This window comes from Kitasatospora sp. NPDC093102 (genome assembly GCF_040683915.1).
Classification (GTDB): domain Bacteria; phylum Actinomycetota; class Actinomycetes; order Streptomycetales; family Streptomycetaceae; genus Kitasatospora.
On the sequence record NZ_JBFBFA010000001.1, the window covers coordinates 166,751 to 180,918 of the forward strand.

The 14,168-nt window shown below is 74.1% G+C and carries 11 protein-coding genes; 7 read left to right on the plus strand and 4 right to left on the minus strand.

Annotated elements, in window-relative coordinates; genetic code table 11:
• Positions 1-49 precede the first annotated feature (49 nt).
• From acs to AB0O11_RS00785, 3 genes are all read right to left on the minus strand, one after another.
• Complete coding sequence (gene acs, locus AB0O11_RS00775; protein ID WP_363380251.1) at positions 50-2,008, minus strand: acetate--CoA ligase; 1,959 nt, start codon at positions 2,006-2,008, stop codon at positions 50-52.
• Between the two features lie 242 nt (positions 2,009-2,250).
• Positions 2,251-4,683: a SulP family inorganic anion transporter gene (locus AB0O11_RS00780; protein ID WP_363380253.1), complete on the minus strand. Its 2,433-nt coding sequence runs from the start codon at positions 4,681-4,683 to the stop codon at positions 2,251-2,253.
• Positions 4,684-5,141: 458 nt separating this feature from the next.
• Positions 5,142-6,149: an ATP-binding protein gene (locus AB0O11_RS00785; RefSeq protein ID WP_363380256.1), complete on the minus strand. Its 1,008-nt coding sequence runs from the start codon at positions 6,147-6,149 to the stop codon at positions 5,142-5,144.
• A 218-nt stretch (positions 6,150-6,367) separates the two neighbouring features.
• On the opposite strand from AB0O11_RS00785, the gene AB0O11_RS00790 reads away from it, so the two are divergent.
• Positions 6,368-7,258: an oxidoreductase gene (locus AB0O11_RS00790; RefSeq protein ID WP_363380258.1), complete on the plus strand. Its 891-nt coding sequence runs from the start codon at positions 6,368-6,370 to the stop codon at positions 7,256-7,258.
• Between the two features lie 377 nt (positions 7,259-7,635).
• Here the strand turns inward: AB0O11_RS00790 and AB0O11_RS00795 are convergent, their stop codons facing one another.
• On the minus strand, positions 7,636-8,433 hold the full coding sequence (locus tag AB0O11_RS00795) for an HAD-IB family hydrolase (protein ID WP_363381240.1): 798 nt from the start codon (positions 8,431-8,433) through the stop codon (positions 7,636-7,638).
• Positions 8,434-9,260: 827 nt separating this feature from the next.
• Between AB0O11_RS00795 and ssd the strand changes: the two genes are divergently transcribed.
• The 6 genes from ssd (at position 9,261) to AB0O11_RS00825 (ending at position 14,006) form a co-directional block, all read left to right on the plus strand.
• Positions 9,261-10,385, plus strand: coding sequence for a septum site-determining protein Ssd (ssd, locus tag AB0O11_RS00800; protein WP_363380260.1), 1,125 nt, complete (start codon positions 9,261-9,263; stop codon positions 10,383-10,385).
• A complete protein-coding gene (locus tag AB0O11_RS00805) occupies positions 10,385-11,722 on the plus strand; it encodes a TadA family conjugal transfer-associated ATPase (protein WP_363380262.1) in 1,338 nt (445 codons plus the stop codon). The genes ssd and AB0O11_RS00805 overlap by 1 nt, the downstream gene beginning before the upstream one ends.
• The gene (locus AB0O11_RS00810) at positions 11,719-11,865 is read left to right on the plus strand and encodes a hypothetical protein (RefSeq protein ID WP_363380264.1); all 147 of its coding nucleotides are present in this window, start codon (positions 11,719-11,721) and stop codon (positions 11,863-11,865) included. The genes AB0O11_RS00805 and AB0O11_RS00810 overlap by 4 nt, the downstream gene beginning before the upstream one ends.
• 5 nt (positions 11,866-11,870) lie before the next feature.
• Positions 11,871-12,902 (plus strand): type II secretion system F family protein, encoded by a 1,032-nt coding sequence (locus AB0O11_RS00815; protein WP_363380267.1) that lies wholly within the window; start codon positions 11,871-11,873, stop codon positions 12,900-12,902.
• A gap of 182 nt (positions 12,903-13,084) precedes the next feature.
• Positions 13,085-13,681, plus strand: a complete 597-nt coding sequence (locus tag AB0O11_RS00820) for a type II secretion system F family protein (protein ID WP_363380269.1) — start codon at positions 13,085-13,087, stop codon at positions 13,679-13,681.
• 148 nt (positions 13,682-13,829) lie between these two features.
• The gene (locus AB0O11_RS00825) at positions 13,830-14,006 is read left to right on the plus strand and encodes a DUF4244 domain-containing protein (protein WP_363381242.1); all 177 of its coding nucleotides are present in this window, start codon (positions 13,830-13,832) and stop codon (positions 14,004-14,006) included.
• The last annotated feature ends 162 nt before the right edge of the window (positions 14,007-14,168 follow it).

Below are 14,168 nucleotides of genomic sequence, written 5' to 3' on the forward strand. Positions count from 1 at the left end.
GGCACAGCCGTCGTCTCAGTGGGGCTCAGCCGTCACCGGCTCGGTGGTTTCAGCCGTTGCCGTTGTCCGGGGACGGCAGCTGGGCCTGGATCTGGCTCATCACCGTGCTGTCGGCCAGGGTGGTGGTGTCGCCGACCTCGCGGCCCTCGGCGATGTCGCGCAGCAGGCGGCGCATGATCTTGCCGGAGCGGGTCTTCGGCAGCTCGCCGACCACCTTGATCTGCTTCGGCTTGGCGATCGGGCCGAGCGTGCGGCCGACGTGCGCCCGCAACTCCTCGACCAGCTCGGGGCTCTCGGTGACGCCGCCGCGCAGGATCACGAAGGCGACGATGGCCTGGCCGGTGGTGGCGTCGGTCGCGCCGACCACGGCGGACTCGGCCACGGACGGGTGGCCGACCAGGGCCGACTCGACCTCGGTGGTGGAGATGTTGTGGCCCGAGACGAGCATGACGTCGTCCACCCGGCCGAGCAGCCAGATGTCCCCGTCCTCGTCCTTCTTGGCGCCGTCACCGGCGAAGTAGCGGCCCTCGAAGCGCGACCAGTAGGTGTCGACGTAACGCTGGTCGTCGCCCCAGATGGTGCGGAGCATGGACGGCCACGGCTCGGTGATCACCAGGTAGCCGCCGGAGCCGTTCGGCACCTCGACGGCGTTGTCGTCCACCACGGTGGCCGCGATGCCCGGCAGGGCGCGCTGGGCCGAGCCCGGCTTGGTCTCGGTGACGCCCGGCAGCGGGCTGATCATGATGGCGCCGGTCTCGGTCTGCCACCAGGTGTCCACGATCGGGGCCTTGCCGGCGCCGATGTGCTCGCGGTACCAGATCCAGGCCTCGGGGTTGATCGGCTCGCCGACGCTGCCCAGCACCCGCAGCGAGGACAGGTCGAACTTCGCGGGGATGTCGTCGCCCCACTTCATGAAGGTGCGGATCGCGGTCGGCGCGGTGTAGAGGATGGTCACGCCGTACTTCTGGACGATCTCCCAGAACCGGCCCTGGTGCGGGGTGTCCGGGGTGCCTTCGTAGATGACCTGGGTGGCGCCGTTGGAGAGCGGACCGTAGACGATGTACGAGTGGCCGGTGACCCAGCCGATGTCGGCGGTGCACCAGTAGACGTCGGTCTCCGGCTTGAGGTCGAAGACCGCGTGGTGGGTGTAGCTGACCTGGGTGAGGTAGCCGCCCGAGGTGTGCAGGATGCCCTTGGGCTTACCGGTGGTGCCCGAGGTGTAGAGGATGAACAGCGGGTGCTCGGCGTCGTGCGCCTCGGGGGTGTGCTCGGTGGACTGGCGCGCGGTGATCTCGTGCCACCAGACGTCGCGGCCCTCGGTCCACGGGATGTCCTGCCCGGTGCGGCGGACCACCAGGACGTGCTCGACGCCGTCGACCTTGGTGAGCGCCTCGTCGATGGCCGGCTTGAGGGCGGAGGGCTTGCCTCGGCGGTAGCCGCCGTCGGCGGTGATGACGAGCTTGGCCTGGGCGTCCTGGATGCGGGAGGCGACGGCGTCGGAGGAGAAGCCGCCGAAGACCACCGAGTGGGTGGCGCCGATCCGGGCGCAGGCCAGCATCGCGACGACCGCCTCGGCGATCATCGGCAGGTAGACGGCGACCCGGTCGCCCTTGCGGACACCGAGCTCCAGCAGCGCGTTGGCGGCCTGCGAGACCTCGTCCTTGAGCTGGGCGTAGGTGATCGAGCGGCCGTCGCCGGGCTCGCCCTCGAAGTGGATGGCGACCCGGTCGCCCAGGCCGTTCTCCACGTGGCGGTCGACGCAGTTGTACGCGACATTGAGCTTGCCGTCGGCGAACCACTTGGCGAAGGGAGGGTTGGACCAGTCGAGGGTCTCGGTCGGCTCGACGGCCCAGGTGAGGCGACGGGCCTGCTCGGCCCAGAAGCCCAGACGGTCCTCGGAGGCCTGCGCGTACGCGGCCGTGGTGACGTTGGCGGCTGCGGCGAGCTCTGCCGGCGGGGCGAAGCGCCGCTCCTCCTTGAGCAGGTTGGCCAGGCTCTCGTTGCTCAACGCGCACTCCTCATCGAGTCATGATCGGGGGCGATCCCGTGCGTGGGGATTGTCCCGTGTGTCCCAGCGCACAGCTCACCAGGCGAACGGGGCAGTTGACAAGAGGCTCCTGGGAATTGGTGTAGACCTTTGATCGGCAGCCGTCCCGCCTCGTGTACGGTCCGCCGCGGAGGACCGGAAGACCGTGCGAGGGTCGGTGGGCCCGTGCCCCGGCCCGCCCGGCGGGGACACGGGCCCGGCTCTCAGGCGGCCAGCCCGGGACCCTCCTCGCCGCCCTTGACCGGAACGCGATCATCCACATTCACCCGTTCGGCCGATGCCGTGTTCGGTCGGACACCGGGGCCGGTTCCGGCGGGGTCCTCGGCGTGGCGTTCGATTCCGGTCGTGCGCTTCCCGGCGCGGGCCTCGACCGGGCTGAACGTCCCGGCGGCCCGGTCCAGGACGTAGGCCTGGGCCGTCGCGAAGTCGAAGTACATCCCGACCAGCCGTAGCGTGCCCTCCTCGACCCGGCGTTCCACCGCCGGGTTCGCCATCAACTGGTCCAGTTGCTGGACCACGTTGGTGATGCAGAGCTGCTCCACGACGTCCACCGCGGGCCGGGCGGCGAACTCCGCCGGGACCCGTCGGAGCCGGTCCAGCGAGCCGCGGCCGTTGCGCAGCCAGCGGGCCAGCGGGGTCGGCGGCCCGGGGTGCTCGTGCACGCCGTCCAGCAGGGCCTTCATCGCGCCGCAGCCGGAGTGGCCGCAGACCGTGATCGAGCGCACCTCCAGCACCTCGACCGCGTACTGCACCGCGGCGGCCACCGAGTCGTCCGCCGCTCCGGGTTCGTGCGGGGCGGGCACCAGGTTGCCCACGTTGCGCACGGTGAACAGGTCGCCCGGACCGCTGTTGGTGATCATGCTGGTGACCATCCGGGAGTCCGCGCAGGTCAGGAAGAGCTGGGAGGGTGTCTGTCCCTCCCGTGCCAGCCGGGCGAGCTCCGGCCGGATCAGCGGGGCGGTGTGCAGCTGGAACACCCGGACGCCGTCCAGCAGCCGGCCGTGCGGGTCCTCCTGCTGCTCGATGCAGTGGTGGCCGACCCAGGGCGTCCAGGCCCGGCAGCGGTGCGGACCCGGTGAACTGCCCGCGCGCACGGTGCCGTCCGGGTCGAGCACCTCGTCGTCCTGTCGTCGCGTCACCATCGAGACCCGGCCGCCCGCGTTCTGGTGCCCCGCCCGCCAGGTGTGCAGCGTCTCGTACGCGGCGTGGTCCAGGAAGGAACCGTCGTGGATCACGGTGACCTCGGCCCCGGCCGGGATGCCGGCCAGCGCCCGGCTGAGCCGGGGCACGGCGGTGAAGGTGAGCGGGCCGTGCGTCTGGACGGTGACCGTGCCGTCGGGACCGGTCCCGACGTCCACGTGGGCGCGGGTCAGCCGGTAGAGGGCGAGCAGTATCGCGGTGGCGGCGCCGATCGCGACGCCCCACAGCACGCCGCCGGCCACCACGCCGAGCACGGTGATCAGGTAGACGGGGAACTCGCGGTGCCGGTGCACCTTGCGGATGTGCGCGAAGCTCACCATCTGCAGTCCGACCACCAGCACCAGCGCGGCGAGCGCGGCCAGCGGGATCCGGCGCAGCCCGCCGGTCAGCGCCAGTGCGGCGGTCAGCACCCAGACGCCGTGCAGCACCGAGGCCCACCTGGTCCGGCCGCCGGCCCGCACGTTGGCGGTGCTGCGGACCGCGCCCCCGGCGACCGGCAGCCCGCCGACCAGTCCGCTCACCAGGTTGGCGAGGCCCTGTCCGCGCAGTTCGCGGTCGAGGTCGCCGGTGCGGCGGGACATCCGGTCGATCGCGACGGCGGACAGCAGCGACTCCACGCTGGCGACGGCGGTGACGGTGAGGACGGCGGCGAGCAGCCCGAGGGCCGGGCCGTGCGGCAGCGCGGGCAGGAGCGCCTGCGGCCGCCAGGCGGGCAGTTCGATGTGGGCGAGCCGCAGGTCCAGGGCGAACACGAGGGCGGTGGCCAGCGCGACACCGGCCAGCGAGCCGGGCACCTTGGCCAGCCGGGCACCGAACTCGCCCGCACGGCCGGGCAGTCGGCCGAGCCGGGGCCAGCCGACCAGGGCGGCCACGGTCACCGCGCCGGCCAGCAGCGCGGGTGGGTGCGGGCCGGCCAACTGCCCCGGCAGGGCGAGGAGATCGGCGATCGCGGAGCTCTGCGGCGAGCCGCCGAGGACGACGTGCAGCTGCGCGAGGGCGATGGTGATTCCGACTCCGGCCAGCATGCCGTGCACGATCGCGGGCGATACGGCGAGTGCGGTCCGGGCCACCCGGCGTGCGCCGAGCAGGAGTTGGAGCAGGCCGGCGGCGACGGTGATGGCGCAGGTGGCCTGCCAGCCGTACTGGGCGATCAGTCCGGCGGTGATCACCGTCAGCGCCGCCGAGGGGCCGCTGACCTGGAGCGGTGTGCCGCCGAACAGCCCGACCACGATCCCGCCCACGGCCGCGGCGGCCAGACCGGCGGTGAGCGGGGCGCCGGTGGCGAGCGCGATGCCGAGGGAGAACGGCACGGCGATCAGGGAGACCACGAGGGACGCGGAGAGGTCGTGCGCCCACCGGGTCCGGAGGCCCGGGCCCGGCGGCGCGTGGTCGGTGGTGTCGGAGGCGATGGGGGCGCTGGAGATGTCGAGGGTCATGGTCTTCCCGTCTGTCCGGGGGAGCGAACGCAGTCAGGTCCGGCGGTGAATCCGGGGTGGGGCTCCGGGGCGGATCGGCTGTCGTGGGTCGCGACGGTGTGGCGGGATGGCGTGGGCGCGGCGGGGGAGTGCGGGTGTCACCGGCCGGCGTTGACCATCAGGCCCGCCAGGGCTCCGGGCGAGGTGCGGGACGTCTCACCGGGGGCCGCCGAGCGAACCATCAAGACTCGGTAAACCGAGGGTAATGAAAGCTTTGCACAGCGTGGTTCCGGGAGGGAAGCGGAAAACTCTCTGATTCACCCCATTGGGTGGTGGTCGAACGGTCGGGGATCTGCAGGTCGCAGCGGCCGGGACGGGGCGGACGGCCGGGGCGGTCCGGCCGGGCCCGGAACGCCGAACGGGCCGCAGCCCCCCCGAGGGTGGGGGAGGCCGGGCCCGTTCGGCTGCGGTGGTGCGGGTCAGACGTGGGCGCCCGCCGGGGCCGTGCGCTCGCCGGCGTCCGCGAACTCGCCCAGGACGAAGTCCTCGTCGACCTGGGTCGCGAGGTCGGTGCCGACCTTGGCGTTGGCCCAACTCTCCGCGTTGCGGCGGTGGAAGAGCGCCGCCTGCTCGGTGTAACGGCGCGCGTCCCGCCGCCCGTACGCCGCGTCGGCCTCGATCCGCAGCTCCTCCAGTACCGCCCGGTTGGCCGGCTCCAGGGATTTCAGCGGCGGTTCGGCGCCCTGTTCCAGGCGGCGCACCCAGTCCGACTGCCCGAAGGTGACGAGCAGGTCGTCGCCGACCTCGCGGCGCAGGAAGGCCAGGTCGTCCGGGCCTTGCACCTTGTTGCCGATCACCCGCAGCTGCACGCCGAAGTCGCGGGCGTAGTCCCGGTACTGGCGGTAGACGGAGACGCCCTTGCGGGTCGGCTCGGCGACCAGGAAGGTCAGGTCGAAGCGGGTGAACAGGCCGGAGGCGAAGGAGTCCGAGCCGGCGGTCATGTCGGTCACCAGGTACTCGCCCGGCCCGTCCAGCAGATGGTTGAGCAGCAGCTCCACCGCGCCGACCTTGGAGTGGTAGCAGGCCACCCCGAGATCCTCCTCGGTGAAGGCGCCGGTCGCCAGCAGCCGGACCGAGCCCTCGTCCAGTGCGATCGGGCGGGCGCAGGAGGCGTAGACCGGGTTCTCCTCGACGATCCGCAGCAGTCGCGAACCGCGGCCGGGCGGCGTGGTTTTGATCATCTCGCCGGAGGAGCGGATCAGCGGGTTGCTGCCGCGCAGGTACTCCTTGATCTCCGGCAGGTGTCCGCCCAGTGAGGGCAGATCGGCGGCTTGAGCGTCCGTCAGTCCCAGGGCTGGGCCCAGGTGCTGGTTGATGTCGGCGTCCACGGCGATGACCGGTCGGCCCATGGCGGCCAGGTGGCGGATGAACAGTGCGGACAGCGTGGTCTTCCCACTGCCGCCCTTGCCGACGAAGGCGATCTTCATCTGGGGACTCCGGCTCTCGCTCAGGGCCCTCGCTGCGGGCCGCCTGCCCAGGGGCCGCGCACGACGCGTTCCCTAGTTGGAAATCGTTATCGTCTCCGATAGTGGCCATGCTAGCCGTGGTTTGGGTTTCGCCGGGAGAGGGAAGTGAGGATTGCCTCTAATGGGTGATGCGGGGTTGCTGTTCCGGAAGGGGCGCCCCGTTCATTACTCTCGGGTAGGTGAGCACTGGAACTGATCCCCTCGCCCCACTGGCCCAGCTCCCCGGGGTGCCCGACGCGGTGGCCGAGGTGCGCAAGGCCGTCGACCGGCTCTACGGCCACCGGGTGATGCGCCGCCGCGCGGCCGAGGTCACCTCTGAGTCCGCGCTGCGCGGCGCCCGCGCGTCGGCCGCCCTGGCCGGGGCCGACTGGCCGCTGGAGGAGGTCCGCCGCCGCAGCGACTTCGGCGCGGATCCCGAAGCCCGCACGGTCGGTGCGGCCCTGCGGATCGCCGCCGAGGCCGGTCAGCTGCTCAGCATCTGGCGGCACTCGCCGCTCCAGGTGCTGGCCCGGCTGCACCTGCTCGCGGTCGGCGACGGCGATCCGGCCGCCGGTCGCCCGCGGCGGGCCGGGGAGGGCGCCGAGGAACTGTTCCCGCTGGAGCTGAAGCCGGTGGAGAGCGTCGAGGTCGACACCGCGGGCGGGCCGCTGCCCGTGCTGCCGCCCGCTCCGGGTACGGAGGAGGTCGCGGCCCGGCTGGACCAGCTCTCCCGGCTGCTGGTGGCCCGTGCGGAGGGGCAGGGCGTGGGTACGCCGGCCCTCGTCGTGGCCTCGGTGGTGCACGGCGAACTGCTCGCGCTGCGGCCGTTCGGCACCCACAACGGGGTGATCGCGCGGGCCGCCCAGCGGATCGTGCTGATCGCCGAGGGCCTCGACCCGAAGTCGATCTGCCCGGCCGAGGTCGGCCTGGCGGAGCTCGGCGCGGCCGAGTACCGCCGGGCCCTGGCCGGGTACCTGGCGGGCACCCCCGAGGGGATGGCGGCCTGGATCGCGCACTGCGGCCGGGCGCTGCGGCTCGGCGTGCGGGAGAGCACGGCGGTCTGCGAGGCGATGCAGCGCGGGATGGTCTGAGCGGCCGGAGCGAGGGGGCGCACGCCCTGCGAGGGCGCGCGGAGACGAAGATGCGGCGGCACCTGATCCTGCTGGGTGCCGCCGCTGGTGCAGATACCGGGTGACCATGCATGCACCGGAAGTGCCGATCAGACGGGGATCCTGCCCGTTCGTCTGGTCCGGCGGCCCGACAGCGGGTCGGCTGCATGTGGGTGCCCGGATATCTGTACGTGCGGTCCGTGGGGCCTGAACTGCGTTGTCGGTTTGACCTCTTAGGTCCTGACCGGGTCTCGCGGGCCGTGCTTCATTTGTATCGCGTTTCGGGCGAAAGGGGAACCCGAAACGAGAAGTCCATCACGATTGCCCGTTTTGTCCAATGGCGGCCCGGTCGAGTGGCCTCAGGCGACGGGACGCCGCCGACGGGCCAGGTACCAGATCGCCCCGGCGGTCACCGCGGCCGTCCCGACCGCCACGGCGGTCAGCACCGAACCGCTCGGAGCGGAGAACTCGGGCAGCCGGCGCCGCAGTTCCACCGGCTTGTCGAAGACCAGCACCGGCCACTCCCGGGCCTGCGCCTCCTTCCGCAGCGCGCGGTCGGGATTGACGGCCGACGGGTGGCCGACCGCCTCCAGCAGCGGCAGGTCGGTGGAGGAGTCGCTGTAGGCGTAGGACGCAGCCAGGTCGTAGCCCTCGGTCGCGGCCAACTCCCGGATGGCGGCGGCCTTGTTCTCGGCGTAGGCGTAGTACTCGATCTCGCCGGTGTAGCAGCCGTCCTCGACCTTGAGCCGGGTGGCGATCACGTGGTCCGCGCCGAGCAGCCGGCCGATCGGCTCGACCACCTCGGAGCCGGAGCTGCTGACGATCACCACGTCCCGGCCGGCCGCGTGGTGCTGCTCGATCAGCGAGGCCGCCTCGTCGTAGATGATCGGGTCGATCAGGTTGTGCAGGGTCTCCGCGACGATCTCGCGCACCTGCTGGACGTTCCAGCCACGGGTGAGCGCGGAGAGGTACTCGCGCATCTTCTCCATCTGGTCGTGGTCCGCGCCGCCGGCGAGGAAGACGAACTGGGCGTACGCACTTCGCAGTACGGCCCGACGGTTGATCAGGCCGCCCTGGTAGAACGGGCGGCTGAAGGCCAGCGCGCTCGACTTGGCGATGATGGTCTTGTCGAGGTCGAAGAAGGCCGCCGTGCGCAGCCTGCCGGGTCGGGGACGAACGGGCGGGCGGAGCTCTTCGGGCCCGGTCGTGTCGCCCTGGGACTCGTCGGCGTGGTCGTCGGCGTTCTCGATGGTGTCCACGGGAACCGAGGATAGAGGGAGCTGCAAAACACCCCGCCATTCGGCGTACTCGCGGGCGTGCGGGTTTGTGTTTCTGGCCGCTCGGGTACACCATGGAAGTCACGGATCGTTCGCGACCGTGCTAACCCGGTCCGGCTCCTCCCCCCCGAGCCGGGCTGTGGATAGACGACCCCCGCTCTCCCCCCCGGCGGGGGTCGTCGCACGTCCGGGGCCATTTTCAGGGCTTGAACGCCCCTCGCGGCGCATTCGGCGCCGGTGCGTCGGCGGCTTACAGGGGGTGTCGGCAGCTCGGCCCGCCCACCCGACTTCGTCACTCTGCGTTGCCATTTGCTCATGCCCGTCGAGGATCGAACGGCTGGTTCCGATCGGTGGTGCGGGCCCGTTCGGAGGCGGTGTCCGGAGTGTGGCGGGCGGCGGTCGGGAGGGCGACGGAACGGGATGCGGCAGGCCCCGGTTCATCTCGGTGACCCCTTTCGTCAATTCTTCGCCGATTAGCCCCCCGCCCGGGTGAACGTTTTCATCCACAGCCCACGAGTTATCCACAGGCAATCGGAACCCGGATGACGGAATCCGGATCTCCCCCCACCGTGATGACCGGCGGCGGTCGCCGGGCAGGGCCTCATCCCCTTCCTCCCCCGGAGGTCTGTCGGGCGGCCGTCCGCCGGAAGAGTCCGACGTGCGCCGCCGGCCACCCCCGGTGGCCGGCGGCGCGGAGGGGAGAAACCATGTCGACACCGATCGCCGACCACATCGCCGCCGAGGGCCCCGCGGTCGCCGGGCCGCTCGTCGTCACCGAGGACGAAGGCCTGGCCGAGCACCTGCTGCGGATCTGCGCGGCGGCGGGCACCGAGCCGAGGCTGGTCCGGGGCGCGCCGCCGACGCGGGACCTCTGGGAGGGGGCCCCGCTGGTCCTGGTCGGGGACGACCAGGCCGCCCGCTGCTCCGGGCTGGGCCGGCGCGGAGGGGTGCTGCTGCTCGGCCTGGACCTGGACGACCCCGGGGTGTGGGTCAGGGCCGTCCAACTCGGGGCCGAACACGTGCTGTTCCTGCCCGACGCCGAGGCCTGGCTGCTCGACCGGATCGCCGACGCGGCCGAGGGCGTCGGCTGCCCGGCGGTCACCGTCGCGGTGCTCGGCGGATCCGGCGGGGCCGGAGCCTCGACGCTGGCCTGTGCGCTGGCGGTCACGGCCGCGCGGGCGGGCCGGCGGACGATGCTCCTGGACGGCGATCCGCTGGGCGGGGGCATCGACATCCTGCTCGGCGGCGAGCGGGTCAGCGGGTTGCGCTGGCCCGATCTGGCCGGCTCCCGAGGGCGGGTCAGCGGGGCCGAGCTGGCCCGGGCGCTGCCGGCGCTCAAACGGCTCTCCGCGCTGTCCTGCCTGTCCTGGGACCGCGGCGACACCCTGACGGTGCCGCCGGAGGCCATGCGCAGCGTGCTGGCCGCCTCCAGGCGGCGCGGCGGGCTGGTGGTGGTCGACGTGCCCCGTCACCTCGACGCGGCTGCCGGGCAGGCGCTGGAGCAGTCCGACCTGGCGCTGCTGGTGGTGTCGGCCGAGTTGCGTGCGGTGGCCGCCGCCGACCGGGTCGCGGCGGCGGCCCGGATGCGGCTCGGGGACGTCCGGGCCGTGTTGCGGCCGGTGCGGGCCGGCGGGCTCCCGGTCCGGCAGATCGTCCGCGGGCTGCGGTTGCCCCTGGCGGGGGAGCTGGAGCCGGAGCCGGGCCTGGCCCAGGACGTCGTGAAGGGCGTCCCGCCGGGGAGCCGGGAGAGCGGCCCGCTCGCGCGCTTCTGCGCGAGCTTCCTGAACGAGGTGCTGCCGCCGGTGCCGGCGGTCGGAGGGGGTGTGTACTGATGGTCCGTCTGCGTAGAACGGTCCTTCGGAGCGGCTCGCCGGGCCCGGGCGGTGACGCGCGGGAGCACCGGCCGCTGCGGAGCGTGCCGCCGCCCGGCGGGCCGCCGGAGCCCGGGCACGGGCCCTGCCCGTACGGCCGGACGGCCCGCGAGCAGCGGACGGCGGCCCTGGTGGACGCGGTCCGGCTGCGGCTGGCCGAGTCGGGGGCAGCCCCGACGGCAGGCTCGGTCGCGGCCGCGCTGCGGGCCACCCGCCCGCCGCTCGGCGGGGACGAGGTCCTGGACACCGTGCGCTCGCTGCGCGCCGAACTGGTGGGTGCGGGCCCGCTGGACCGGTTGCTGGCGGCGCCCGACGTCACGGACGTCCTGGTGAACGGTCCGGACGAGGTGTGGGTCGACCGTGGCGGCGGCCTGCAGCGAGCCACCGGAATCCGCTTCGCCGACGCCGAGGCGGTGCGGCGGCTGGCCCACCGGCTGGCCACCGCGGCAGGCCGGCGGTTGGATGACGCCCGCCCGTGGGTGGACGCCCGGCTGCCGGACGGCACCCGGTTGCACGCCGTGCTCCCGCCGATCGCGGCCGGCTGCACGCACATCTCGCTGCGGGTCTGCCGTCCCCGGCCGTTCACGCTCGACGAGTTGGCGGCGGGCGGGTCGCTGCCACCGGAGGGTGCGGAACTGCTCGCGGGCATCGTGCGGGCCCGGCTGTCGCTGCTCGTGTCCGGCGGGACGGGCTCGGGGAAGACCACGCTCCTGTCGGCCCTGCTCGGTCTGGTCGGGCCGGACGAGCGGATCGTGGTCGCCGAGGACTCCGCCGAGCTGCGACCGGACCACCCGCACGTGGTCCGGTTGCAGAGCCGGCCGCCCAACCAGGAGGGGCTGGGCGAGCTCACCCTGCGGGACCTCGTCCGCCAGGCGCTGCGGATGCGCCCGGACCGGCTGGTGATCGGCGAGGTCCGTGGGGCCGAGGTGTCGGACCTGCTGGCCGCGCTGAACACCGGGCACGAGGGCGGCTGCGGCACGGTCCACGCCAACACGGCGGCGGACGTGCCGGTGCGGCTGGAGGCACTGGGCTCGCTCGCCGGTCTCGACCGGCCGGCGCTCCACAGCCAACTGCGGGCCGCGCTCGATGTGGTGGTGCACCTGGTCCGCGATCCGGCCTCGGGGCGGCGCCGGGTGGCGGAGATCCACACGCTGACCGCGGCCGGCGACGGGTCGGCCGTGACCACACCCGCGGTGGCCTTCCCGGCATCCGGCGGCTTGCGTCCCGGCCGGGGCTGGGAGCGGCTGGTCGGCCTGCTGGCGGCGCGCGGGGTGTCACTCGGATCGGGGCGGCCGTGATCGCGGTGACGGCGGCCGGTCCGGCGGGTGCGGACGTGCGGGTCGTGGAACTCGCCTTCGCCCTGCTGCTGAGCGGGTGCGTCGCGGGCGCCGTCGTGCTGCTCGGCGGCGCGGTCCGGAAAGACCGACGACAACGGAGGTGAACGACATGACGCAGAGTCAACTCACGCTCTGCTGGACGGCGGTGCTGTGCCTGGTGGCCGTCGCCGCGTGGCGCGCGGTGCAGGAGCAGTTGCCGGGCGGGCGGCGCTCCAGGCTGGTGCTGGCGGGTAGCGGGCCTCCGGTGCGGGTGCCGGGCCCGGAGGTCGCGGTGCCGGCCCGGGGCCGGCTGCCGGAGTTCCTGGCACCCGAACTGCTGCTCCTGCCACTGGGATTGGCTGCCGGGAAGGCCGCGGAGTCGCCGGTGCCGGTGCTCGCGGCCGCCCTGGCCGTCCTGCCCCTGCGCAGGTGGCGGCTGCGGCGGCGCCTGGCGGCGGAGGCCCGGCACCGGGCCGCGGCCGTGGTGGACCTCTGCGCCGGTCTGGCGGGGGAGTTGCGCAGCGGGGCGACGCCGGAGCAGGCGCTGCACCTGGTCACCGCGCGGCTCGCGGCCGACCCGGAGGGGCTGCGCCGGCTCGGTGAGGAGCCGGTGGCCCGACTGGCGGCGGGCCGTTACGGCGGGGACGTGCCCGCCGCGCTGCACCTGCTGGCCGAACTGCCGGGCGGCAGTGGAGCCGCGGCCGTCGCGGCCTGCTGGCGGGTGGCCGCGGACAGCGGGTCGGGGCTGGCAGCCGCGCTGGACCGGGTCGCGGAGGCGCTGCGCGGCGAGCGGGCGCTCGCGGAGGAGATCGCCGGGGAACTGGCCGGGCCGCGTACGACGATCGCCGTCCTGGCCGCGCTGCCGGGCGTCGGGCTGCTCCTCGGCGCGGCGCTCGGGGCCCGGCCGCTGGAGGTGCTGCTGCACACGCCGGCCGGACTGGGCTGCCTCGTGGCGGGGGCGGCCCTGGAGGGGCTGGGAGTGCTCTGGACGGTGCGCATCGTCCGGGCGGCGGCCCACGGCGCCCTGGAAGTGCCTCCGGGGCGGGGCGAGCGGCGTCGGGCCCCCGGCCGTGCGGCGCCCGCTCTTCGGGCGGGCGAGCGGAACTGCGGGCTGTCACGGGTGCGGGCGCGGGCGCCCGGGGTGGGAACGGGGGCGAGGTGATGCGGGGCATCGAGTGGGCGGCGGTCGCCCTCCCGGCGGTTGCGGCCGCGGTGGTGTGGACGTCGGTGCGCGGCCGGGCGAGGCATCGACGGGTGTTCCCCCGGGCGGCGGCCCGGGGGAGGGAGAGGACGGGGAAGCGAACCAGGCTGACGCCCTCGGGCGTTGGGCGCCGACGAAGCGTGGTGACGGCGGCTGCCGCCGGGCTCGCGGCGGTGGCGCTGCTCGGTGGCGGCTCCGGACTGGCCGTCGGGGTGCTGCTGGCGCTGGGTGTCCACCGGTGGTCGGCCCGGGCGCGGTCGCCGGTCGATCGCCGGGCGGCCCGCGAGGAGCAGTTGCTGACCAGGCAACTCCCACTGAGCGCCGAGCTGTTGGCGGCCTGCCTCGGCTCGGCGGCGCTGCCCTCGGAGGCGGTGTCGGCGGTGGGCCGGAGCGTGGGTGCGCCGCTGGGTCCTCGGCTGGTGGCGATCGGGGCCGAACTGGCCCTGGGCGCACCGCCGGAGCTGTGCTGGCGCCGACTGGGCGAGCACCACCCGTCGCTGGCGCCGCTGGCGCGCTGCCTGGAGCGCAGCAGCCTCGGCGGCGTCCCCGCCGCCGGCCCTCTGATCGGGCTGGCCCAGGGGCAGCGCACGGCGGCTGCCCGTGCGGCCCACGCCCGGGTCCGCCGGGCCGCGGTGCTGGCCACCGCGCCGCTGGGGCTCTGCTTCCTCCCGGCCTTCGCCCTGATCGGCGTGGTGCCGGTGGTCGTCGGCCTCACCAGCCGCTTCGCCCAGGCGATGTGAACAAGAGCCGGTTGCACGAACACCAACGGACATCGAGTGACAGGAGAGTTTCATGACCGCAGTGATCGCGATCGGGCCCGGTACCGGGCGTCCGCTCCGCTCGTCGGCCGGCACGTGGCGGCGGAGGACCCGCCGGGCGGCCTGTCGGGTGCGCAGGGTGGTCCGGCTTCGGGGTCGCTCGGACGCCGGGATGACCACGGCCGAGTACGCCGTCGGGACGCTGGGCGCGTGCGCCCTCGCGGCCGGGCTGTACAAGGTGGTGACCAGCGAGGCCATCACCGGCGCGCTGACCGACATGCTGGTGCGGGCGCTCCATGCGGCCTAGGGTCTGCCGCCGGCCTCCCGCCTGTGGGCCGCCTCGGGCCGGATGGTCCCAGAGCACGAACGCACCGCGCGAGGTTGTCGCCGACCGCCGACGGGCCCCAGCCCGTCGGCCGGGAGGCGCCCTCACCCCCGCTTTGCGGGGCGCTCACCCCGACGCCGCCCC